A 22,320-nucleotide genomic window follows, 5' to 3' on the forward strand; every position below is an offset into this window, starting at 1 on the left:
GGAAAGGTGAAGAGTATGACAAATCAAGTATTGGCAGAATTTCTTTTACATGTGGGTGACAGTCAACTGATCCTGTCCCATCGTTTGGCAGAGTGGTGCGGTCATGCACCTGAACTGGAGCTGGATATTGCCTTAGCCAATATTGGACTGGATTTATTGGGTCAGGCACGTACTGCCCTCAGTCTGGCGGGTGAAGTGGAAGGACAGGGTCGTGATGAAGACAAACTGGCTTATTTCCGTACCGAACGTGAATACCGTAATTTGCTGCTGTGTGAACAGCCGAATGGTGATTTTGCCCAGACTCTGGTGCGCCAGTGGTTGATGGATCACTACCACGCTTTATTGTTTAGCACCTTAAGTCAAAGTCAGCATGCTGAGTTGGCTGCCTTTGCAGTGAAGTCACTCAAAGAGGTGAAATATCATCAGCGTTTTTCCACCACCTGGATGGAACGCTTAAGTTTAGGTACCGCAGAAGCGCATGAAAAAAACCAGCAAGGTTTAAACCAGTTATGGCGTTTTACCGAAGAACTTTTTGTTCTGACGGCAGCTGAAAAACAACTAGTCGATAGCGGTGTCATTCCAGAGATTGAACATTTAAAAGTCCAGTGGCTGGAGACCATTACAGCCGAGCTGGCGCGATTTGAATTAAGCCTGCCAGAGCTGGGTGCTTATCGCAGTGGGGCTAAACAGGGTTTACATACAGAACATCTCGGTTTTGTTTTGGCTGAACTGCAATACATGCAGCGCTCATATCCAAACATGAACTGGTAATTCGGCACAATCACAGGGAGTGAGTCGCATGAATCTGATTCGACACGTAGAAGATCAATGTTGGGACGTTTTACAGCAGGTTTCTGATCCAGAGATTCCGGTATTGTCAGTGATTGATCTGGGTATGATTCGTGGCGTCGAGCTGAATCAGCAGGATGAAATTGTGGTGCGACTCACGCCGACCTATAGCGGCTGTCCGGCCACGGATTTATTAAAAGCAGAAATTACCCAGGCTTTTGAAGCCAATGGTTTGACGCCAGTCAAAGTCATTGTGGACCTTTCTCAAGCCTGGACCACGGACTGGATGAGTGAATCGGGCAAACACAAATTACAGCAATATGGTATTGCCCCGCCGCAAGGCCAGTCACATAGTTGTGGTACGCATGTGGCATTGACCGATGGCATCACCTGTCCACAGTGCTTAAGTCATAACAGCAAATTATTAAGTGAATTCGGTTCGACCGCCTGTAAAGCTTTATATCAATGTCGGGACTGCTTAGAAACTTTTGACTATTTCAAATGTATTTGATTGTAACGATTGCGCGGTGGGCAGGGTAAACCAATAACAAGCCTGAACACCGCCACCTAAAAGAAGGATTTTGCCATGAGCCAATTTATACCATTAACCATTAAATCGATTCAGCCACAAACCGAGCAGGCGATCTGCATTGCCTTTGATCTCGCGCCTGAGCAGTTGGATGCTTTCCAATATCAGCCGGGGCAGCACCTGACCATTCGTCATTTAACCGATGACGGCGAGCTGCGCCGCTGCTACTCGATCTGCAGTGATACTCAGGAAGACATGAGTATTGCGATTAAAAAAATTGATCAAGGTCAGTTTTCAACCTGGGCCAATGCGCATCTCAAAGCGGGCGATGTACTAGAAGTCATGCCACCGCAAGGGGTGTTCTTTCAGAAAGCCGCCAAGGCTGGTGGCCAGAATTATCTAGGATTTGCAGCAGGCAGTGGTATTACGCCGATCTTATCGATTGTAAAGTCAGTGCTGAACCGTCAAGCGGACGCAACATTCACTCTGGTATATGGCAACCGTTCCTGGAAACAGACTATGTTTTCTGAACAGATCATGGACCTGAAAGACCGTTTTAAGGAACGTCTGCAACTGGTGAATATTTTTTCACGTGAACTGAATGACAGCGAGATCTTTAATGGTCGGATCGATGCAGACAAATTGCAGCAGCTGTTTCAGGCCAATCTGATTTCAGCCGAAGCAGATCACTGTTTCGCTTGCGGTCCTGAAGAAATGATGACAGCAGTCGAAACGGTATTACCGACTTGGGGCATTCAGCGCAGTAAGATTCACACTGAACGCTTCAATACCGGTACTGCACCGAAAGCAACCGCCCAGCAGATGGAAAGCCGTAGCGAAGAACGCGTCAATATTGTTCTGGATGGTCGCGAGCTGATTGTTGAAGTCTCCAAACAGGATGACAGTATTTTAGATGCTGCGCTACGTGCCGGAGCCGACCTGCCATATGCCTGTAAGGGCGGTGTTTGTGCCACCTGTAAATGTAAGGTGTTAGAGGGACAGGTTGAAATGGCGGTGAATTACAGTCTGGAAGAAGATGAAATTCAGAAAGGCTATGTGCTCAGTTGTCAGGCACGTCCAACCACGGCCAATGTCCGACTCAGTTTTGATGAATAACAGCTGAATTTACAGCACCGCGAGCATAGCAGGAGTTCAAGGATGACCTACATTAAAACCAGCTCAACCAAGCCAGGTGTGGTACTGATCGAGCTGAATCGCCCGGAAAAGCGCAATGCCTTAAACAATGCCACCTTGCAAAACATTGCAGCCTGTCTACAGGACTTGGAAACAGATGCTGCTGTGAAAGCCGTGGTCATCACCGGAAATATGCAATGCTTTGCTGCCGGTGCTGATTTAAATGAGCTGGCGCAGTTAGATGTGGTCAGCATCCAGCAAGACCAACGCCCACTGCTCTGGAAAAAAATTGATGAATTTTCCAAGCCTTTAATCATGGCCGTAAATGGTTATGCTTTTGGTGCAGGTTTCGAGTTGGCTTTGCATGGTGACATGGTGCTGACCGGAGAAAATGCCCAGTTTGCCTTGCCTGAAATCGGTTTAGATATGTTGCCGGGTGCCGGTGGAACCCAGCGTCTGGCCCGTCTGGTCGGTCAGCAATTAACGATGCGCTGGGCCATGACTGGTGAAATGATTTCGGCACAAACAGCCTTGCAACATGGCATTAGCAGCCAGGTTTGTCCGGCAGGATTGACCGTGCAATACGCACTGGAACTGGCAGAAAAAATTGCCAAGCAGGCACCGCTGGCCATTCGTGCCATCAAGCAATCTTTAAAGTCGATTCATGAAGTGACTTTAAGTCAGGGACTGAAACTTGAACGTCAACATTTTGTCTGGCTGGCGGCGACCCAAGATCGCCAGGAAGGCATCAATGCATTTTTAGAAAAAAGAAAACCAGAATTTAGAGGTGTGTAATGGATTATCAAACAATTATTGTCGAAGAAAAAAATGCAGTGGGCTACCTGACCTTTAACCGTCCAAAACAGCTCAACAGCTTTAATGAAACCATGCATCAGGAAGTTTCCAAGGTCATCAAGGCCTGGGCTAAAGATAGCCAGATTCGTGCCGTGGTGATTTCAGCCGAAGGCCGCGGTTTCTGTGCCGGTCAGGATCTGAATGACCGTGTGGTCGATCCGAATGCCGATGCACCGGACTTAGGCCTGTCGATTGAAAAATATTACAACCCTTTGATCAAGCTGATTACTGAAATGCCAAAACCGGTGATTTGTGCCGTGAATGGAGTAGCAGCAGGGGCAGGTGCCAATATTGCCCTGGCGTGTGACATTGTGGTGGCAGCAAAATCGGCTTCCTTTATTCAGGCCTTTTGCCGTCTTGGTTTGGTGCCAGATTCAGGCGGTACCTGGTTCCTACCGCGTCTGGTCGGCCGTGCTCAGGCGATGGGCCTAGCGATGCTCGGCGATAAAATTCCGGCTGAGCGTGCAGTACAACTGGGCATGATCTGGCAGGTGGTTGAAGATGAGCAACTGCAAGCAGAAGCGAAAAAATTGGCGGAGCATCTGGCTCAGCAACCGACCTATGGTCTGTCCCTGATCAAAAAAGCCATTCATGCCGCAGCAGAAAACAATTTGGATGAGCAGCTCATTCTGGAACGTGACCTGCAACGTCTGGCTGGACGTTCAAGCGATTATAAGGAAGGTGTACAAGCCTTTATGCAGAAGCGTACCCCTGAATATAAAGGATGCTAAATCATGCAACAGATCAATTTGGAACAAGTCAAAGTTGCTGTGGTCGGTGCTGGAACCATGGGGATTGGCATTGCACAACTGGCAGCCATGCACGGGCATCCGACCTATGTGTTTGATCTCGATCGCAGCAAAGTTCAGAGTGCCTTGACTGCTTTAGAGGCGCAGCTGAGCAAGCGCGTACAAAATGGCAAAATGACCCAGCAATTGCTGGAGAGTACCTTCGCCAATCTGATTGTGGCAGAGGACATTCAGCAGCTTGCCGATGCGGGCTTAATTATTGAAGCCATTGTTGAAAAGAAAGAAGTGAAGCAAAACCTGTTTCAACAGCTGGCTGCCATTTGCCCGGAACAGACGATTTTTGCGTCTAATACTTCTTCAATTTCCATTACCGCAATTGCCTCGGCGATTCCACATCCCGAGCGAGTGATTGGTCTGCATTTCTTTAATCCGGCGCCGGTGATGAAACTGGTCGAGATTATCCGCGGACTGAAAACCTCAGCAGCGATTGCCGATGCAGTATTTGATCTGATGAAGGACTGGAACAAGGTTCCGGTGCGAGCCAAATCGACCCCCGGTTTTATCGTCAATCGTGTCGCACGACCTTATTATGCCGAGGCCTTTCGTGCCTTGCAGGAAAATGCCACCACCCCGGAACAGCTCGATTACATCATGCGCGAATGTGGCCGTTTTGCCATGGGGCCGTGTGAACTTACAGATCTGATTGGGCAGGATGTGAATTTCTCGGTCACACAAAGTGTCTATCAGGAATTTTTCTATGAGCCACGCTACCGCCCGTCCTTGATTCAAAAAGAACTGGTCGATGCCGGTTGTTATGGTCGCAAGTCCGGTCAGGGTTTTTATGATTACGCTCAGGCCAAGCCTGCACCTGTATATGAATTGCCAGTGTGTTATGCCAAGTCGCTGAATAAGCTCAAAGTCACAGTAAAAGGTGAATGGCTACATTCCTCAGTACTGATTGAACGTTTAAAACAGGCCTCTCATGTAGAGCTGAGTTTTCAGGCAGCAGAACAGAATGAAATCCTGATTGGTGACCTTTCTCTGCGATTATCGCTTGGCGAATCAGTTGAACTTACCTATCCGCATGAGCCTGTGGTGTTGATGGACTGGCATTCAGATTGGACAAATGCTCAAGCGATTCCAGTCGTTGCATCACCGGCGTGTAGTGCTGAACAGTGCCAGGCAGTGGAGCTATTCCTCATAGGTATGGATATGATACCTATTTGGTCTAAGGATCATCCCGGTCTTTATGTTATACGTAGTATTGCCATGTTGGTGAATGAAGCCTGTGAAGCGGTACTGCATGATATCGCATCAGAACAAGATATTGATTCTGCTATGAAATATGGCGTGAATTATCCTTGTGGTCCATTCGAATGGGCAGATAAAATTGGATATTACACAATTTTACAAATTTTAGAAAATATGTATCGTATTTATGGTGAAGACCGCTATGGAACTAGTATATATTTAGCAAAGAAAGCGGTGCAGGGACATGCACAGAAAACTCAGCAGCAACCATTACGCGTTGCTGGCTAAAAGGAAGAATCATGGAACAGGTTTATATTTTTGATGGAATTCGCACCTCGATCGGACGCTATGCCGGTGGACTGAGCAGCATTCGTGCTGATGATCTGGCAGCGCTACCGATTCAATATCTGAAAGATCAGCATCCTGCCTTGCCATGGGCAGAACTGGATGAAGTGATCTTGGGCTGTGCCAATCAGGCCGGTGAAGATAACCGCAACGTGGCGCGTATGGCTGCTTTACTCGCAGGGTTGCCTGAATCTGTTCCAGCGCTCACCGTGAACCGCTTATGTGCTTCAGGTCTGGATGCCATTGGACTGGGAGCCCGTGCCATCAAATCGGGTGAAGCACAATTTGTTTTGGCGGGTGGCGTAGAATCCATGAGCCGAGCGCCTTTCGTGCAATCCAAACCTACGACTGCCTTTAGCCGTACCCTTGAAATTTATGACACCACCATTGGCTGGCGTTTTATCAACCCAAAATTTAAAGCACAGTTTGGCGTTGACAGCATGCCGGAAACGGCCGAAAACGTCGCTGAAAAGTATCAGATTAGCCGTGCAGACCAGGACCTGTTTGCCTATCACAGCCAACAGAAAACCGCAGTAGCCCAGCAGAAGGGTATTTTTGCCGAAGAAATTCTGCCAGTCGAGGTTAAAGGTCCGAAGAAAAGCACTCTGACCATTTCCCAAGATGAGCATCCGCGCGCAGAGACGACGCTGGATAATCTGGCCGCCTTAAAAACCCCATTTCGTAAAGAAGGCGGCTCAGTCACCGCTGGCAATGCTTCGGGTGTTAATGACGGGGCGGCTTGCGTATTACTCGGCAATCAGCAGTTTGCTGAGCAGTATGGTTTGCGCCCGAAAGCTAAAGTGATTGGAATGGCCAGTGCCGGTGTGGAAGCCAAATATATGGGCATTGGGCCGGTGTCAGCAGTACATAAAGTCTTGAAACAAACTGGCCTGAGTCTGGAGCAGATGGATGTGATCGAGCTGAATGAAGCATTTGCAGCGCAATCGCTGGCTGTGATCCGTGAACTCGGCTTGCAAGACGATGATTCCAGAATCAACCCGAATGGCGGTGCCATCGCCTTGGGTCATCCGCTGGGTATGAGTGGCACCCGTTTGGTGATTACCGCCATGAAAGAATTAAAACGTCGTAATGGTAAATATGCACTCTGCACCATGTGTGTGGGTGTTGGTCAAGGTGTTGCACTGGTTTTAGAAAATATGGATTAAACACATCATTCAATCAATGAATTAAACCGTGGTCAGGAAGACTGCGTCAGGAGTAAGAATATGAATAACAATGCAATGGAAAAAATTGAAAAAGTATCAGTTGATGAGTTACGCAGTGTTCAGCTACAGCGTATGAAAAAGACGTTGCAACATGCTTATCAGAACAGTCCGGTTTATAAAAAGAAATTCGATGATGCTGGCGTGCATCCAGACGATTTTAACTCACTGGAAGACCTGGCGAAATTCCCGTTTACCACCAAACAGGATTTACGCGATAACTATCCGTTTGGTATGTTCGCTGTTCCACAGGAACAGATTGTACGTGTGCACGCATCTTCTGGCACCACCGGTCAGCCGACCGTAGTGGGTTATACCCAAAATGATATTAATGTCTGGTCAGACGTGGTGGCGCGTTCCCTGCGTGCAGCCGGCTTGAGCAGCAAAGATATCATCCAGGTGTCTTACGGTTATGGTCTGTTTACCGGTGGTTTAGGCGCGCATTATGGCGTTGAACGCTTGGGTGCAACCGTGATTCCAATGTCTGGCGGACAAACCGATAAACAGGCGCAACTGATTCATGACTTTAAACCGACAGCACTGATGGTCACGCCATCTTACTGCCTGAACATTATTGAAGCGCTTGAGAAGAAATTTGGCACAGCCAAAAACTGTTCGATTAAAACCGGCGTCTTTGGTGCAGAGCCATGGACCAATGAAATGCGCAAGGAAATTGAAGAGCGTCTGGGCATTGATGCCCTAGATATTTATGGTCTGTCAGAAGTCATGGGACCGGGCGTGGCGATGGAATGTCTGGAATCTAAAGATGGCCCAACCATCTGGGAAGATCATTTCTATCCTGAAATTATCCATCCGGAAACTGGCGAAGTGCTGCCAGATGGCGAACTGGGTGAACTGGTCTTTACCACCATTACTAAAGAAGGCATGCCGGTAATCCGTTACCGTACCCGTGACCTGACCCGTTTATTGCCAGGCACGGCACGCACCATGCGCCGTATGGACAAGATTGTCGGCCGTAGTGATGACATGATGATTATTCGTGGGGTCAATGTCTTCCCATCACAGATTGAAGAGCAGATTTTACAGATCCAGCAACTGATTCCGAACTATCAGATCCAGATTTGCAAACAGGGACATCTGGATACATTGCATATCCGTACCGAAATGCGTAAAGATAGCAGTGACATTATGGCGCACCAGTTGGCAACTCAGCTGAAAAGCCAGATTAAAACCATGGTCGGAATCACCGTAAGTGTCGAAGTGTTGCCTGAAGGGAGTCTGCCACGCTCTGAAGGCAAGGCACAGCGCGTGTTTGATATCCGCAAGTCTGCATGAAGTACTATTGGATGATAGCCAAATGGTCTATCATCCAGTTTCTATAAGGTAAAGTTAAACGCAATGAATCCGAAATTAAAACAAATAATTGATGACTTTATTCAAACTGAAGCACTCAGCGGAACCTCATTAATCATGACCATCTTTGGTGACTGTATTTTTCACCGGGGTGGCATTATCAGTCTGGCCAGTCTAATTCAGCTCATGGATGTCTTCGGATTTAATGAACGATCGGTACGGACTGCCGTATTTCGTCTGGTCCAAAATGGCTGGCTGATGTCTGAGAAAATTGGTCGCACCAGTTATTATCGCGTAACCGAAAGCAGCCGCCAGCGTTTTATTATGGCGGATCAAAAAATTTACAGTTTTCAGCATACCGAATGGGATCAGAAGTGGGATCTGGTGCTGCTCAGTTCAGTGGAACTGGAAAATAAACTGGTTCTGAAAAAAGAACTGGAATGGCTGGGCTTTGCCAATATCGCCACTAATGTCATGGCCTATCCGGGCTGTGATCACCAGAAACTGCAAAACCTGCTGCTGAACCTGAAAATGACCGACCAAGTCGTGGTGTTTAAGGCCGAAACCTTGCAGCTCTGGCAGGAATCCTATCCAACCGTGAAACGCATGGTTGCCACCAACTGGCCGGTGCAGGAACTGCATCAGCGCTATGAAAAATTTATTGCGGATTTCCGGGAATTCTTTCATCTGGTGGAACAGGAAGATGAGCTGGATCCGGTTCAGGCCTTTCAGTTGCGTATTTTGCTGATTCATCAATTCCGCCGGATTTTATTAAAAGATCCGAATCTGCCTTTTGAATTATTGCCATCCAACTGGCTTTCCCTGAATGCCCGTAATCTGAGCAGTAATTTATATCAAACGGTGGTTGCGGCAGGGGATGAGTTCTTTATGGAGATCGCCCGAACTTCGGAAGGTTCGATGCCGCCGGTACATCCACAATTTTATAAACGTTTTGGCGGTTTGCGACTGGAAGCCGTTAGCTAATCTAATTCTGCATTTTTAAAGGAATAAAATAATGCCGTGTTATGCCATTGATGGGGTGATTCCTGTGGTCAGCCCTCACGCTTATGTGCATCCGCAAGCCGTTCTGATCGGGGATGTAGTGATTGAAGAGGGCGTATATATCGGGCCTTTCGCTACTTTAAGAGCCGACTTCGGCGGGATTCACATCCAGAAAAATGCCAATGTTCAAGATTCCTGTACCATCCATGGCTTTCCCGGTAGCGTCACGCTGGTCGAAGAGTATGGCCATATCGGACACGGCGCGATTTTACATGGCTGTATCATTCGTAAAAATGTACTGGTCGGCATGAACAGCGTGATTCTTGATGAAGCCGAGATTGGTGAAAATACCATTGTTGGTGCTAATAGTACGGTTAAAGCCAAGGCCCAAATTCCGGAAAATTCATTGGTACTCGGTAGTCCAGCACGGGTCATCCGTCCCCTGGACACCAAAGAAATTGCTTGGAAAAGCAAAGGGACACAAGAATATATTCAGCTGACAGAGCGCTGTCTTTCCTCAATGCAGGAGGTCAGTCCTTTAACAGAAGTCTCCAAAGACCGGCTCAGTTACAAAGCGTTTAAGGCAGATTATCAGATCAAGCAGAATAGCTTGAATGACTAAGTTAAGAACATGATTCTATTAAATAGATGAATTCTGCATTTTAAAAACAGGAAGTAACTGAAACCAAATTCCAACTGCATTCCCTGACCGTCTATTTAGACTGAAATAAAACTGGTCTGGAAAGCATATATATGGAAAATAGGGAATTTAAAGATCATTTCTCCCAGCAGTCACAGGACTATGCTTTGTTTCGTCCGCATTATCCGGATGCATTGGGAAAGCTATTGGCAGAGCTGTCACCAGGTACTAAATTGGCTGTAGATGTCGGCTGTGGTTCTGGACAGCTTTCAGAAGTTTTGGCGAATTACTTTGATCAGGTGCTTGCTATTGATGCGAGTGCTGAACAGCTTGCCCAAGCCAAACCGCATCCAAAAATTCAGTATGGTCAGGCACTCGCTGAAAAGATTCCGTGTGCTGACCAGAGTGTTGATCTGATTTCGGTGGCTCAAGCAGCGCATTGGCTCGATCTGGAAAAATTTTACGCAGAAGTTCGCCGGATTGCTAAACCCAATGCCATTCTGGCTTTAATTAGCTATGGCGTATTCAGTGTGGATGAGCCCCATCTGAATCATTATTTTAAGCATTTTTATGAAGTCACGCTTGCACCGTACTGGCCACCTGAACGTCGCCATGTAGATGAAGGATATAAAAATTTACCATTTCCATTTCAGGAAATTGCGACTCAGCCACCGGTATTGCAGGTTGAATGGAATTTTTATCAGTTAATTGGTTATATGAGTACTTGGTCAGCCGTGAAAGCAGCAACTCAAGCACTCGGACATAATCCATTAAATGTACTGGCAGATGCCTTATTGCCAGAATGGGAAGATCCAGAATTGCCCAGAGTCATTCGCTGGCCATTATCAGTGCGTGCGGGGCGTATAATCGTTTAAAAAAATATTAGAGCTAGAATCTGTTTATTGAACAATGAATTGAATATTCACGGCTCAGAATTATCGCCCTAGAATCATTTCCAGCACAAATTTAGAACCAATAAAACCCAGTGCCAGCAAGCCAAAACCGAGTAGGGTAAAGCGCACAGCTTTTTGGCCACGCCAGCCAAACTTCCAGTGTCCAATTAATAGTGAACCGTAAACAAGCCAGGAAATGATACTGAACGCCGTTTTATGTGCCAGATGCTGAGCAAAGAAATTGTCGATAGTAAAAAAGCCAAAGCCCAAAGCGAGGGTAAGTAAAACAAAACCGGTCATCAGCATATCAAACAGCAATGATTCCATGTCTTGATAAGAGGGTAGCAAACTGACCCAAACGCGGCGTTTTTGCTTCTTTTTCAGCTCACGATCCTGAAAGCGTAAAATTACGGCCTGAATAGTCGCCATGAGCAATACCGCATAAGCAGACAAAGACAGGATAATATGAATATCCAGACCCAAAGAGTTTTGTGTGATGATTTTTGCAGGCTGAGTAAACGCAAAGCCAAGAATTAATCCGGTCGCAGCCACCGGAATCCCGATCAGGTTCAGGGCAATAATTGGACGATAAGTACTGTAAATAATGCTGAGTAACAGCATCAGACCAGAGGTAAAGGAAAACAGGGCAAAGACATCATAATTGATGCCCAGCGGGGTATGCATATCGCCATATAAAACCAGCGCATGCAAGCCCAGTCCAAGCAGTGCGGTTAGCGAGACAAACCATTGATTAGGAGCACGTTTAGACATTAAATGAATGAACAGATACCAGAAGGAAGCGGTGTAAGCGACTAATGCTAAGATCGTATAAACCAAGGGGAGGCTAACCATGTCAAACCTTTTTAAGGGTGATGAATATTCATTTATATAAATTCGCTGCGAACTACAGTATCCTATAGCATTCTATGCATAAATTTTCTATTTTAAGAAACAATTTTTTGCTCATGGCTATTTTAAGCGGATTTTGCAATGTTTGATACCTTAACAGAACGACTCACGCAGAGTTTAAGAAATGTTACTGGCTCAGGGCAGCTAACCGAAGACAATATTAAAGATACGTTACGTGAAGTGCGTATGGCGCTTCTTGAGGCCGATGTTGCGTTACCTGTAACTCGTGAATTCATCGCGAAAGTTAAGGAAGAAGCATTAGGCCAGGAAGTGATGACTCAGTTATCTCCTGGGCAGGCTTTTGTCAAAATCGTTCATGACGAATTGACCAAAATGATGGGCGAGGCCAATGAAAGCCTCGACCTCACTGCAAAACCACCTGTGGTTGTCCTGCTGGCAGGCCTGCAGGGTGCAGGTAAAACAACAACTGCAGCGAAACTTGCACGCTTCTTACAAGAACGTCAAAAGAAAAAAGTCGCGATGGTCTCTGCCGATGTGTATCGTCCGGCTGCGATCAAACAGCTACAGACTGTCGCGGGTGAAGTCGGTGCGATTTTCCTGGAATCTAGCGCAGACGAAAAACCGATTACGATTGTGAATCGCGCGATTGAACAGGCAAAAATCCAGTTTGCCGATGTGCTGATTGTCGATACGGCAGGTCGTTTGCATATCGATGATGACATGATGGGTGAAATCAAAGAGCTGCATGCAGCGATTAACCCGACTGAAACCCTGTTCGTGGTCGATGCCATGACCGGTCAGGATGCGGCAAACACCGCCAAAGCATTTAATGATGCCTTGCCTTTAACTGGTGTGATCCTGACCAAAACTGATGGTGATGCGCGCGGTGGTGCAGCGCTTTCAGTACGCGCGATTACCGGCAAGCCAATCAAATTCTTGGGTATGGGTGAGAAACTCGATGCCTTGGAGCCATTCCATCCTGAGCGTGTTGCACAGCGTATTCTCGGTATGGGTGATGTACTTTCTTTGGTCGAAGAACTTGAACGCAAGGTCGACAAAGAAAAAGCCGAAAAAATGGCGAAAAAACTGCAAAAAGGCGGCAGCTTCAACTTTGAAGACATGCTGATGCAGTTTGAGCAGATGAACAAGATGGGCGGCATGATGGGCTTCCTGGACAAACTTCCTGGCATGAGCAATGCCGGTCTGCAAGATGCGTTGGCGCAAGCCAATCCTGAAAAGCAGGTCAAGAAAATGGAAGCGATTATCCAGTCGATGACCCTGAAAGAGCGCCGTAATCCAGACTTGATGAACCCAAGCCGTAAAAAACGTATCGCAGCAGGTTGTGGTATGGAAGTGGCAGAAGTCAACAAGCTGATCAAGCAACATGCCCAAATGGCCAAGATGATGAAAAAATTTGCCAATCCATCCGGTATGGCAAAAATGATGAAGTCATTTGGCGGTTTGCAGAAACAGTTTGGTGGCGGCGGTGGTATGGGTCCATTGTTCGGCGGCAACGACAAGAAATAAGTTTTATTTTAAAAAAAGGCGCAATATGCGCCTTTTTTTATTGCGAATAAATAGTCAAACCGGTTTAAACAAAACAACATTTACTTACCCAAAATAAAAATCCGATCAGGCAGACTCAGGAGCATGAGCACAAAATAAAGAGAAATTTCAAATGAACCAAGTAATTGTCGTACATGGTTATACTGCAAGCCCGGAAGAAAACTGGTACCCATGGATTCAGGAAAAAGCCCAACAGGAAAATGTCAGTTTAAAAGTCCTCCGGCTGGATCCATCAACTACACCGACACTGGACACCTGGGATCAGCAAATGCGTGAACAGATTGATGCAATTGACGAGGACAGTATCTTTATCGCACATAGTTTGGGGACTGTGGCCGCATTGCATTACTTATCCAGAGAATTAAAACAGCAGAAGATTCAGCAACTGGTACTGATCGCAGGATTTAATGGCCGGCTGGGTCGTCTGGATGAAGTGAACCCTTTTATTGATGCCTCTAATATCGATTTCGATTTGCTGAAACAGCAGATTGCAGAGCGTGTGGTGATCTACTCTGAAGGCGATGATCGGGTTGCGCCTGAATTTAGTCTGCAACAGGCAGACAGTCTGGATGCAATTGTGGTGAATGCCAAGCATCATGGGCATTTTATTGATTCTCAAGGTTGTACTGATCTGCCGGAGCTCTGGAAAGTGATCGAGCCGTATCTGATTAAATGTTAAATTTAGGCATGTTATTGTATTCGCTAAATTTTAAAATTTAACATGAGATGGCGTTCAAAAAGAGACTTGAATTCCATCTCCAGACTGGTTAAAACTTATTTTTTGTCGACGCAATTTGCGTTCAATGATAATAAGTAAATCACTATGAAAAATATAATAAAGAAAGTCTATATCGTGCCGGATTATCAGGCGACCTCCAATGATCACTGGTATCCTTGGCTGAGTCGCCAGCTTAAAAATGCCGGTTTTGAGTCCAAGCGGATTATGCTGGCCAACCCTTTTCAGCCTGATTTAGAAGAGTGGCAGCAGAATCTGAAACTGCACATTCCGCAGATGGATGAACATACCTTTTTAGTTGCACATGGCCTGAGTTGCGTCAGTGTTTTAAACTTTTTACAGGAACATTATATTCAGCAGCAACGCAAGATCGGCGGCATTATTCTGGTCTCGGCCTTTGATACGCCCTTGGTGGCCTGGTCAGAACTGAATAAAATACTGCAGGCCGTCCGGCTCGATTTGAAAAACTTACCCTATAGCTATAAACGTGCGGTGATGCTGATCTCCAGTAATGATCCCTATGTGCCTGCACCGATTTCCTTGCGTTTAGCACATAGCCTGAATGCACAAATTTTTGAGATCAAAAAAGCTGGACATTTTAACAAGGCTGATGGTTTTGCCGAATTCCCCCAATTGCTGGATATTATCAAACAGTGTCTGGCAAATGAGCTGCAAAATGCTGCAGGCCTTTAAGCAAGAGATCAGGTTCAATCCGGGGCTGGTACTGAGCGAGATGCTGCGCAAATAGCGGGGCATCTCCACCAGTTAAAACCAGCTGTGCTGGAAAATCATGTAGTACTTTCTCAATCGTGCTCAGCAGACCAAGTAGGATGCCATGATGGACAGCATCGATGGTATTGCGTCCAGGATTGAGTTCAGAAAAAGCGGCATCCGGAATTTTAATGCCTTTGGTATTCTGAATTAGGGAATCACGTTGCAAGTACAGATTCGGCAGAATAAAACCACCCAAATGTTGTTGTCCTTGCGCCAAATCAATGGTCAGTGCCGTACCACAACTAATTACACAGTAATTTTCATGCGCTTGAGTCGCAACAGCAAGTACCTGTAACCAGCGGTCAATCCCCAGCTGAGAAGGTTCATCATAACCACAGATCAGACCTGCATATTCTGCCTGTACTTGAGCAAAAATCACTGGAATATGCAGGCTTTCTAAAATGCTGAGAATGCGCTCATTATTGATTTTATCTTGCACACAGGATAGACCTACCTGATGCAAGCCCAGCGCTTTGAAATGCTGGATCAGGCCAAGTAACAAATCAGCAGGAGACTGTAAATGTAATTCCGCTGCCTGTTCAATAATCTGATCATGCTCGGTAATCCAGTATTTAAGCCGGGTATTGCCGATATCCAACCATAATTTTTTCATTGCTGTATGCCTGTTCATCTACCATTTTTAAGGCGGAGCTGTCCCTGATAAAAGGTCTGGATTCCCTGATCGGTCAAAATCTTGACCGCACCATCGTCCTGAATCCCGAGAAAAGTACCGGAATATTGCCCTTGCACATCGGTAAATTCAACCGTTTGTTGCATAAATGCAGCCGATCGATTAAAACGCGCCGCCAGATTCTGACTGCCATAATTAAACCATTGCCCGGCTTGCTGAATCGCCAGATATAACTGGGCAATCAGTTCGACTCTTGAGGTATGCGATAATCCCAACTCGTTCAAGGAGCTAACCTGCTGATCTGGAAGTTCAGTGGGCAGAGGATCGATATTTAAACCGACACCGACCACCACCTGTGTGGATGAAATCGGCTCGACCAGAATACCACCCCATTTTCCGTGCAGGCTATACAGGTCATTCGGCCATTTTACTTGTAATTTTAGCCCTTGCAGACTGGGCATTTGCAGGATATTTAACGCAATTTCCAGCGCCAGACGACCATCGATGGGTTTTTGTGTATGCAGCAATGTGCTTAAATAGATGTTCCCTTCAGGTGATATCCACTGACGTTGACGCTGTCCACGGCCTTGGGTCTGCACATGACTGCACACCAGAACCTGCTGTACCCCCTTCGTTGCCAATTCGCGCACATCATCATTGGTCGATCTGGTAATCGGTTTGATGAGTAATACTTCCGGGAGTTGGCCTGCATCGCTTAATCGTTGTTGCAGTTCACGAGTTTCTACATCCATTTGAATCTAAACGTGGTAAATATCGTTATGGAGTTAATCATATATTTATTGATTGGTGCAATTGCCGGATTCACCGCAGGCCTGTTTGGGGTCGGTGGTGGTTTGATTATTGTGCCGATCCTGTACATTGTTTTTACCCAGCTCCAGTACGATCCCAGCGTGATTATGCATATGGCGGTGGGTACTTCCCTGGCAACAATTATTGTGACTTCTATCAGTTCGGTGATGGCACATCATCAACGAGGGGCTGTACTATGGCCCGTATTTCGTAATCTGGCGCCAGGTCTGGTCATTGGCTCTTTCCTGGGTGCGGGGATTGCCGATTATTTATCTGGTCAGGGTTTGCAGTTGTTGATCGGTTTCTTTGCGGTCTGGGTGGCATTTAGAATGTTCAGGGGAGCACATATTCAGATCGATCCGAATCAAAAATTGCCTTCAACCCCGGTACAAATTGCTGCAGGTGGTGGAATCGGTGTGGCATCAGCGATCTTTGGGATTGGTGGGGGAAGTCTGACCGTTCCATTTCTGAATCGCTGTGGGATCGTGATGCAAAAGGCAGTAGCGACCTCTGCGGCTTGTGGATTACCGATTGCAGTCGCAGGTGCGTTGGGGTTTATCTGGTTCGGTAAACAGGCGCAGGTCACCGTGCCAAATACCATTGGCTATATTCATATTTATGCCTTTATTGGTATCAGCATGATGAGTTTTTTCACGGCCAAGCTGGGGGCAAAAGTGGCACATCTGCTTTCACCGGCCGTATTAAAAAAATGTTTTGCTGCACTACTGACTACCGTCGGCCTGTATTTTATTTATCAAGGTTTTATGGCCTGATTTAAACCTTTTAGGTTGGACTGATGTACCGTATTAGGAGAATAGATGACTATTCTCCTTTTTTATGAGCCTAAGTTGGCTATATAGACATAAGATTGTCTGACAATGTCAAAGTATTTATGGATAAAAACCCGTTTAATAGCCACATAGTCCAAATAAAGGGCTAAACCAGTATCCATAAAAATAAAGACAGGAACGGTATGCCATTAGAACAAGCGCAGAGTTTGTCTGAGCAGATTGCCAAGCACATTAGCGAACAGATTATCCGCGGTGAACTGGTCGAAGGCGAACGTATACAGGAGCTCAGGATTGCCTCGGAGCTTGATGTCAGTCGGGGTTCGGTTCGTGAAGCCCTGCTTTTGCTGGAACGCACCCAGCTGATTGAAATTTTCCCGCGCCGGGGAGCGATTGTCTCGGAAATGTCCGCCTTGCAGGTGCGTGCCTTATTTGACATGACCTCGTTATTGCTCGGGCAGATGGTGCATCGTATGGCGGAAACCTGGCGGGTGCATGAAGCTGAGCGCATTCAGCTATTATTAGAGCAATTGGAAGCAGAAACCCGCCAAGGACACACTGAAAAGTTTTATGATCTGATCTTTCAGGGCATGGCCCAGCAGCATGAGATGGTCGGGAATCCTTATCTGATGCGCTACTATCAGGAACTGCTGCCTTCTTTGCGTCGGAGCTATTTTCTGACCCTGAATATTTCCAGACGCGAGTTACAGGAATCTTTTGACTTATTTAAACTGGTCACTGAAGCAATTTTGATACGAAAAAGCCATCAGGCCACTTTATTTATGGAAGATTTTTGTCGACACTTGCGCAACCTTGTGTTGGAATCTCTGACACGGATGAAACAAATTGAACTCGCGTGGGCCAGACGCTCACGACGTTAAATCAGGACATTATGCGTTTAAGCAGTTTAAAACTTTCAGGCTTTAAATCTTTTGCCGACAGTACCACTTTACATTTTAAAGATAATCGTACTGCGGTCGTGGGACCGAATGGTTGTGGTAAATCCAACGTCATTGATGCCATACGCTGGGTCATGGGCGAGTCCAGTGCGCGTCAGTTGCGTGGTGGCAGCATGCAGGATGTCATCTTTACCGGAACTGCCAAGCGTAAACCGGTGGGCATGGCCAGTGTAGAACTGCGCTTTGACAATACCTATGGCAAGCTGGGCGGTGCTTATAATGCCTATAACGAACTGGCGGTACGCCGTCAGGTCAACCGCGATGGCAAGTCCGAATATTTCCTGAATGGCAGCAAATGCCGTCGTCGTGATATTACCGATATTTTCCTGGGTACCGGTCTTGGTCCGCGTTCCTATGCGATTATCGAGCAGGGCATGATCAACCGTCTGGTCGATGCCAAGCCCGATGAAATGCGGGTCTATATTGAAGAAGCGGCCGGAGTGTCGCGCTATCAGGCGCGTCGCCGTGAAACCATGCTGCATCTGGATCACACCACACAAAACCTGTCGCGTCTGGAAGATATCGCCTCCGAACTGAAATCTCAGCTAAAAACCCTGAAACGTCAGTCGGAAAGTGCGATTCAATATAAAGAACTGGAAGGGCAGATCCGTACCATCAAGATCGAAATTCTGTCTTTTCAATGTGAGCAAAGCCAGCGCTTACAGCAAGAATATACCCTTGAGATGAATACGCTCGGGGAAAACTTTAAGCTGGTACGTTCCAAACTGACCACCGTTGAACATGATTTGGGCAGCACCAGTGAACTGTTCCAGCGTCTGATTCAGCAATCCACCCCTTTGCAAAGCGAATGGCAACAGGCTGAGAAAAAACTGGCTGAACTGGAAATGACCCTGCAACAAAAGCAGTCTTTGCTGGAGCAGAATTCCACCAGTCTGGTCAAACTGGAACAGCAAAAAGCCCAGACTAAAGAGCGTTTGCAGTTGATTGAACTGCAACTCGAAACCTTGCAGCAGCAATTTGAAGATCAACAGGCACAATTGCAACAGCAAGATGGCCAGACTCAGACGCATAGTCAGAATCTGAGTGAGCTCAAATCCCAGCAGAGTTCAGTAGCAGCGCAATTCGCACAGATTAAAACTCAGGTCGAACAGCAGCAACAGCGTAAATTACAAATGCTGGCTCAAAGCGAGCAACTGGCAAAGAATATTGAACGGATTGAACAGCAGAAACAGACGCTCCAACAGCAAAATGCACAGATCCAGCAACAGGCGCAGCAAGATGAGCTGGTGCAGTATCAGGCAGACAAAGCCCAGGCTGAACAGCAAATCGTTGGCTATGAAATTCAATTAACAGATTTAAGAACTCAATTCGAGCAGATTCAGGAAGAGCAGGCGAGTCGTCAACAACAGCTGATGCAGCTCAAATCTGAAATTCAGGTCCTGCATTCAGAAAAGAAAAACCTGAGCCAATTACTGACCAAAGCCAACCCAAATGCTAAGAGTGATGCGGTCCAGTTGATGCATGTGCTTAAGCTCAATGATGCAGGCAAAGGACATGCCAGCCTGATCGAAAAGTTTCTGGCCAAGTGGCTGTCTGCCCAGATTCTGGCAGAGGGCGAGCACTTCCTTGAAGATCGTGCACGTCAGTTAAAACAACAGGCTGTTCAGGATAAAATTCAGATTGCCAATACGATGTGTCTGGCCGACTGGATTGAATCTCCGCATTATTCACTGTGGCAGCAAGTTGGAGTCGTAGATACATTAGCACAAGCATTACCGCTTCAAACTGACCTATTACAAGGCCAGACATTACTGAGTTTGGATGGCTATCAGGTTGGGTCAGACTGGGTCATTGCGCTGGACTATGATGAAGCCAGTCAGGCCGGACAAGGTGCATTGAGTCATCGAATCCGTCTGGATGAAATCGAGCAGCAGCTTGCGGAACTTGAACCTAAGTTTATGCAGCTGGAGCAGCAGTTACCTGAATTCGCCGATCAGGTTAAAGCTTTGCAAAACCAGATTCAGAGTATCAGTGAGCAGCACAAGCATACCCAAAAGCAGCTGCAGCAACTCGATATTCACATTGCCAAAGTACAAAGTAGCGCTCATGCTTTCGCCTTGCAAAAGCAGCAATTACAGCATCAGTTACAACAACTGGATGAGCAGCTTGAAGAAGATGCCATGCAGAAAGATGATCTGGAAATTGACCTGCATGCCTTGAATATCAAGCTGGAACAGGCGCTACCAAATTATAAAACCCTGCAATTCCAGCTTGAAGAATTGAGCGCTCAGTTGGATGACTCACAGCAGCTCAGTCAGCAAGCGCAGCAGGAACTGGAAGTGCTGCGCCGGCAAAATGTGCAAAGCCAGCAGCAGATCGAATTGCTGGAAAAAGATCAGGTATTCCTAAAAGAACAGTCTCAACAAATTACTGCACAAATCGAGCAGGCCAAAAAGTTTGTCGATCCGGTACAGCTGGAATTACCTGCTTTACAGAGCCAGTTCAATGAACAGGCGCAGATCACTGAAAAACTGCAAAAGACTTGGGCCGACTGGCAGATTGAATTAAATCAGGTGCAGAGCAAACAGCAGCACTTGACCGAACAGCGTCACAGCTTCCAGCAGCAGGATGAAAAACTTCGCACTACACTGGAAGAAAAACGTCTGGCTTGGCAGGCAGCCAAATCTGATTTGCAGCATTATTCTGAACAACTGAAAGAATTGAATAGTGAAGTAATTTCCGGGCTGGATATTGATGTTAAAGCACATCAGGCGAAACTGGAAAAAGCTCAGGCTCAGTTTGATAAACTCGGTGCAGTCAATCTGGCGGCTTCTGAAGAATATGAAGAACTGTCAAAACGTTATGAGGAACTGAGTCACCAGATGCAGGATCTGGAAAATACGGTTGAACAGCTACAGGCTGCGATGAAAAGTATTGATCAGGAAACCCGTAAACTGTTTATGCACACGTTTGATCAGGTCAATGCTGAGCTACAAAACCTGTTCCCGAAAGTGTTTGAAGGTGGTGAGGCGAGTTTAAGCCTTGAAGATGGCTGGCAGTCGGGGGTAAAACTGATGGCCCGACCACCGGGTAAACGAAACAGCTCATTGGCCTTACTCTCTGGTGGAGAAAAGGCCTTAACTGCATTAGCATTGGTATTCGCGATTTTTCGCTTAAATCCGGCACCATTTTGCGTATTGGATGAAGTCGATGCACCCCTGGATGATGCTAATGTGGGACGCTTTTGTAATTTAGTCAAAGAGCTTTCTGAACACGTGCAATTTATTTATATTACCCATAACAAACTTGCAATGATGATGGCGACTGATCTTTTAGGTGTAACCATGCCTGAACCGGGAACATCAAAATTAGTGACAGTTAATTTGGAACAGGCAAAAGAATACGGCCTAGCTGCGGAGGTATAATATGGAAATCACCACCATTATCGGGATTGTTATCGCAATTGTGATTATGCTGTTTGGTATAAGAATGCTGTTCAAAAAACCTGTGGAGGCTGTACCTTCACTGGATGCCAACCTGCATATCGACCCGGATAGCCAGACCCCGATCATTCCAAGGCATGTACGTTCTCAGTTGGCACAACAGGATGTCGAATCTGATCGTATCGAGCCAAGCTTGGGTATAGATGAACCGGCTCCTGAAAAGCCTTCCGCCTTTCGCAAGGCTGAATCAACTCCGGTTGAGCCAAAAGCAGTCGAAACTCCTGTAGCTGCCCCGTCAACAGAAGCTGAAGTAGTGGAAAAGTCGGTAGTCACGGCAGCAGATGTTCAACAGGTAGAAGCGGAACAGAAGAATAGCCAGATTGAAACCAAGGAAGAAATGCCTGAATTCAGCCTGAACAGCAACATCGAAAAAGCAGAAATTTCTGAATTTAATGATGAAAGTAGTATTCTGGATGCACATCTGCATGAGCAAAAAATAGTGGATGAAGAAAGTGCTTTGTCCAATGCTGAAACCATTATTTCTTTGCATATCTATCCGCAAGGCCGTGTACTTTCAGGTGATAAAACCCTGAAAGTTTTACTAAAATATGGCCTGCGTTATGGCGAATTGGCCTGTTTCCACCGTTATAGTGAAGACGGTTCAAAACTGCTGTTCTCGGTATTGCAAATGACCGATACTGGAATGGAAGGCTTTGATCTGGAAACCCTATCAACTCAGGAAGTGAAAGGTCTGGCATTCTTCCTGGCTTTACCGCATAGCGATGTACAAAATGCGTTTGATACCATGGACAGTATTTCACGTCTGATTGCCCGTGAAGTGGATGGTCTGGTCTATGACCAGAACCAGCAGGAATTTACTCCACAATTACGTGAATTCTGGCGCCATCAGGCCATTGATTATCGTGCTGGACAAGGTACGGTAGTTTAAGGCTGCTTTGTTCAATCTCCAAGTTGAATCTGTAGACTGCAATTTTTATAATAGCCAAAAGCTGAATATTCTACAGGGCGGATTTTCCGCCCTTTTTTATGGTGAAATT

General features: G+C 46.4%; 21 protein-coding genes. 18 read left to right on the forward strand and 3 right to left on the reverse strand.

Translation table 11 applies throughout. The features are described 5' to 3' along the window. Positions 1-15 precede the first annotated feature (15 nt). The 11 genes from paaC to I6L24_RS07045 all read left to right on the forward strand — a co-directional run bounded on the left by paaC (position 16) and on the right by I6L24_RS07045 (position 10,706). Positions 16-771 carry a 1,2-phenylacetyl-CoA epoxidase subunit PaaC gene (gene paaC / locus I6L24_RS06995; RefSeq protein ID WP_216986572.1) on the forward strand — a complete coding sequence of 252 codons (756 nt, stop codon included), beginning with the start codon at positions 16-18 and terminating at the stop codon, positions 769-771. A 28-nt stretch (positions 772-799) separates the two neighbouring features. After that, a complete protein-coding gene (paaD, locus tag I6L24_RS07000) occupies positions 800-1,300 on the forward strand; it encodes a 1,2-phenylacetyl-CoA epoxidase subunit PaaD (protein WP_004730687.1) in 501 nt (166 codons plus the stop codon). A 75-nt stretch (positions 1,301-1,375) separates the two neighbouring features. Further along, on the forward strand, positions 1,376-2,434 hold the full coding sequence (gene paaE, locus I6L24_RS07005) for a 1,2-phenylacetyl-CoA epoxidase subunit PaaE (RefSeq protein WP_004730685.1): 1,059 nt from the start codon (positions 1,376-1,378) through the stop codon (positions 2,432-2,434). A gap of 42 nt (positions 2,435-2,476) precedes the next feature. After that, positions 2,477-3,247 (forward strand): enoyl-CoA hydratase-related protein, encoded by a 771-nt coding sequence (locus I6L24_RS07010; RefSeq protein ID WP_004279187.1) that lies wholly within the window; start codon positions 2,477-2,479, stop codon positions 3,245-3,247. Beyond that, positions 3,247-4,038 (forward strand): 2-(1,2-epoxy-1,2-dihydrophenyl)acetyl-CoA isomerase PaaG, encoded by a 792-nt coding sequence (gene paaG, locus I6L24_RS07015; RefSeq protein ID WP_004279188.1) that lies wholly within the window; start codon positions 3,247-3,249, stop codon positions 4,036-4,038. Before I6L24_RS07010 ends, paaG begins: the two co-directional genes overlap by 1 nt. A gap of 3 nt (positions 4,039-4,041) precedes the next feature. Then, entirely contained in the window at positions 4,042-5,595 is a 1,554-nt protein-coding gene (locus I6L24_RS07020) for a 3-hydroxyacyl-CoA dehydrogenase (RefSeq protein WP_216986573.1), read from the forward strand. A gap of 11 nt (positions 5,596-5,606) precedes the next feature. Next, positions 5,607-6,818, forward strand: coding sequence for a 3-oxoadipyl-CoA thiolase (gene pcaF, locus I6L24_RS07025; RefSeq protein ID WP_216986574.1), 1,212 nt, complete (start codon positions 5,607-5,609; stop codon positions 6,816-6,818). A gap of 60 nt (positions 6,819-6,878) precedes the next feature. Then, a complete protein-coding gene (gene paaK, locus I6L24_RS07030) occupies positions 6,879-8,171 on the forward strand; it encodes a phenylacetate--CoA ligase PaaK (protein ID WP_004279191.1) in 1,293 nt (430 codons plus the stop codon). Between the two features lie 63 nt (positions 8,172-8,234). Further along, positions 8,235-9,173, forward strand: coding sequence for a phenylacetic acid degradation operon negative regulatory protein PaaX (gene paaX, locus I6L24_RS07035; RefSeq protein WP_004279192.1), 939 nt, complete (start codon positions 8,235-8,237; stop codon positions 9,171-9,173). A 31-nt stretch (positions 9,174-9,204) separates the two neighbouring features. Next, positions 9,205-9,813, forward strand: coding sequence for a DapH/DapD/GlmU-related protein (locus tag I6L24_RS07040; protein ID WP_004730677.1), 609 nt, complete (start codon positions 9,205-9,207; stop codon positions 9,811-9,813). A gap of 131 nt (positions 9,814-9,944) precedes the next feature. Continuing rightward, positions 9,945-10,706 carry a class I SAM-dependent methyltransferase gene (locus I6L24_RS07045; protein ID WP_004279194.1) on the forward strand — a complete coding sequence of 254 codons (762 nt, stop codon included), beginning with the start codon at positions 9,945-9,947 and terminating at the stop codon, positions 10,704-10,706. Between the two features lie 60 nt (positions 10,707-10,766). On the opposite strand, the gene I6L24_RS07050 is transcribed toward I6L24_RS07045, so the two are convergent. Further along, on the reverse strand, positions 10,767-11,576 hold the full coding sequence (locus tag I6L24_RS07050) for a cytochrome C assembly family protein (RefSeq protein WP_004730673.1): 810 nt from the start codon (positions 11,574-11,576) through the stop codon (positions 10,767-10,769). Positions 11,577-11,714: 138 nt separating this feature from the next. Here I6L24_RS07050 and ffh point away from each other — a divergent pair, with 138 nt between their 5' ends. From ffh to I6L24_RS07065, 3 genes are all read left to right on the forward strand, one after another. Further along, positions 11,715-13,121, forward strand: coding sequence for a signal recognition particle protein (gene ffh, locus I6L24_RS07055; protein ID WP_216986575.1), 1,407 nt, complete (start codon positions 11,715-11,717; stop codon positions 13,119-13,121). A gap of 151 nt (positions 13,122-13,272) precedes the next feature. Next, positions 13,273-13,839 (forward strand): RBBP9/YdeN family alpha/beta hydrolase, encoded by a 567-nt coding sequence (locus I6L24_RS07060; RefSeq protein ID WP_216986576.1) that lies wholly within the window; start codon positions 13,273-13,275, stop codon positions 13,837-13,839. Between the two features lie 144 nt (positions 13,840-13,983). Next, entirely contained in the window at positions 13,984-14,589 is a 606-nt protein-coding gene (locus I6L24_RS07065) for an RBBP9/YdeN family alpha/beta hydrolase (RefSeq protein WP_004730669.1), read from the forward strand. Here the strand turns inward: I6L24_RS07065 and I6L24_RS07070 are convergent. Further along, entirely contained in the window at positions 14,543-15,283 is a 741-nt protein-coding gene (locus I6L24_RS07070; protein WP_216986577.1) for a type III pantothenate kinase, read from the reverse strand. The genes I6L24_RS07065 and I6L24_RS07070 overlap by 47 nt on opposite strands. Before the next feature lie 14 nt (positions 15,284-15,297). Next, the gene (locus I6L24_RS07075) at positions 15,298-16,053 is read right to left on the reverse strand and encodes a biotin--[acetyl-CoA-carboxylase] ligase (RefSeq protein WP_004730665.1); all 756 of its coding nucleotides are present in this window, start codon (positions 16,051-16,053) and stop codon (positions 15,298-15,300) included. Between the two features lie 27 nt (positions 16,054-16,080). Between I6L24_RS07075 and I6L24_RS07080 the strand changes: the two genes are divergently transcribed. From I6L24_RS07080 to I6L24_RS07095, 4 genes are all read left to right on the forward strand, one after another. Then, positions 16,081-16,884, forward strand: coding sequence for a sulfite exporter TauE/SafE family protein (locus tag I6L24_RS07080; RefSeq protein ID WP_004730663.1), 804 nt, complete (start codon positions 16,081-16,083; stop codon positions 16,882-16,884). A 200-nt stretch (positions 16,885-17,084) separates the two neighbouring features. Next, positions 17,085-17,780, forward strand: a complete 696-nt coding sequence (locus tag I6L24_RS07085) for a GntR family transcriptional regulator (protein ID WP_004730660.1) — start codon at positions 17,085-17,087, stop codon at positions 17,778-17,780. Positions 17,781-17,791: 11 nt separating this feature from the next. Beyond that, positions 17,792-21,244, forward strand: coding sequence for a chromosome segregation protein SMC (gene smc / locus I6L24_RS07090; RefSeq protein WP_216986620.1), 3,453 nt, complete (start codon positions 17,792-17,794; stop codon positions 21,242-21,244). 1 nt (position 21,245) lies between these two features. Then, positions 21,246-22,211: a cell division protein ZipA C-terminal FtsZ-binding domain-containing protein gene (locus I6L24_RS07095; protein WP_004730656.1), complete on the forward strand. Its 966-nt coding sequence runs from the start codon at positions 21,246-21,248 to the stop codon at positions 22,209-22,211. Positions 22,212-22,320 lie beyond the last annotated feature (109 nt).

This window comes from Acinetobacter lwoffii (assembly GCF_019048525.1).
In the GTDB taxonomy this organism is placed as follows: Bacteria; Pseudomonadota; Gammaproteobacteria; order Pseudomonadales; family Moraxellaceae; genus Acinetobacter; species Acinetobacter lwoffii_K.

Excerpts from the sequence above, each read along its gene's own strand:
- paaK (WP_004279191.1), top strand. The coding sequence starts at position 6,879 with ATGAATAACAATGCAATGGAAAAAATTGAAAAAGTATCAGTTGATGAG.
- I6L24_RS07010 (WP_004279187.1), top strand. The coding sequence starts at position 2,477 with ATGACCTACATTAAAACCAGCTCAACCAAGCCAGGTGTGGTACTGATC.
- paaD (WP_004730687.1), top strand. The coding sequence starts at position 800 with ATGAATCTGATTCGACACGTAGAAGATCAATGTTGGGACGTTTTACAG.
- smc (WP_216986620.1), top strand. The coding sequence starts at position 17,792 with ATGCGTTTAAGCAGTTTAAAACTTTCAGGCTTTAAATCTTTTGCCGAC.
- paaC (WP_216986572.1), top strand. The coding sequence starts at position 16 with ATGACAAATCAAGTATTGGCAGAATTTCTTTTACATGTGGGTGACAGT.
- I6L24_RS07085 (WP_004730660.1), top strand. The coding sequence starts at position 17,085 with ATGCCATTAGAACAAGCGCAGAGTTTGTCTGAGCAGATTGCCAAGCAC.
- I6L24_RS07045 (WP_004279194.1), top strand. The coding sequence starts at position 9,945 with ATGGAAAATAGGGAATTTAAAGATCATTTCTCCCAGCAGTCACAGGAC.
- pcaF (WP_216986574.1), top strand. The coding sequence starts at position 5,607 with ATGGAACAGGTTTATATTTTTGATGGAATTCGCACCTCGATCGGACGC.
- I6L24_RS07070 (WP_216986577.1), bottom strand. The coding sequence starts at position 15,283 with ATGAAAAAATTATGGTTGGATATCGGCAATACCCGGCTTAAATACTGG.
- I6L24_RS07040 (WP_004730677.1), top strand. The coding sequence starts at position 9,205 with ATGCCGTGTTATGCCATTGATGGGGTGATTCCTGTGGTCAGCCCTCAC.
- paaE (WP_004730685.1), top strand. The coding sequence starts at position 1,376 with ATGAGCCAATTTATACCATTAACCATTAAATCGATTCAGCCACAAACC.
- I6L24_RS07065 (WP_004730669.1), top strand. The coding sequence starts at position 13,984 with ATGAAAAATATAATAAAGAAAGTCTATATCGTGCCGGATTATCAGGCG.
- I6L24_RS07075 (WP_004730665.1), bottom strand. The coding sequence starts at position 16,053 with ATGGATGTAGAAACTCGTGAACTGCAACAACGATTAAGCGATGCAGGC.
- ffh (WP_216986575.1), top strand. The coding sequence starts at position 11,715 with ATGTTTGATACCTTAACAGAACGACTCACGCAGAGTTTAAGAAATGTT.
- I6L24_RS07060 (WP_216986576.1), top strand. The coding sequence starts at position 13,273 with ATGAACCAAGTAATTGTCGTACATGGTTATACTGCAAGCCCGGAAGAA.
- I6L24_RS07050 (WP_004730673.1), bottom strand. The coding sequence starts at position 11,576 with ATGGTTAGCCTCCCCTTGGTTTATACGATCTTAGCATTAGTCGCTTAC.
- paaX (WP_004279192.1), top strand. The coding sequence starts at position 8,235 with ATGAATCCGAAATTAAAACAAATAATTGATGACTTTATTCAAACTGAA.
- paaG (WP_004279188.1), top strand. The coding sequence starts at position 3,247 with ATGGATTATCAAACAATTATTGTCGAAGAAAAAAATGCAGTGGGCTAC.
- I6L24_RS07080 (WP_004730663.1), top strand. The coding sequence starts at position 16,081 with ATGGAGTTAATCATATATTTATTGATTGGTGCAATTGCCGGATTCACC.
- I6L24_RS07095 (WP_004730656.1), top strand. The coding sequence starts at position 21,246 with ATGGAAATCACCACCATTATCGGGATTGTTATCGCAATTGTGATTATG.
- I6L24_RS07020 (WP_216986573.1), top strand. The coding sequence starts at position 4,042 with ATGCAACAGATCAATTTGGAACAAGTCAAAGTTGCTGTGGTCGGTGCT.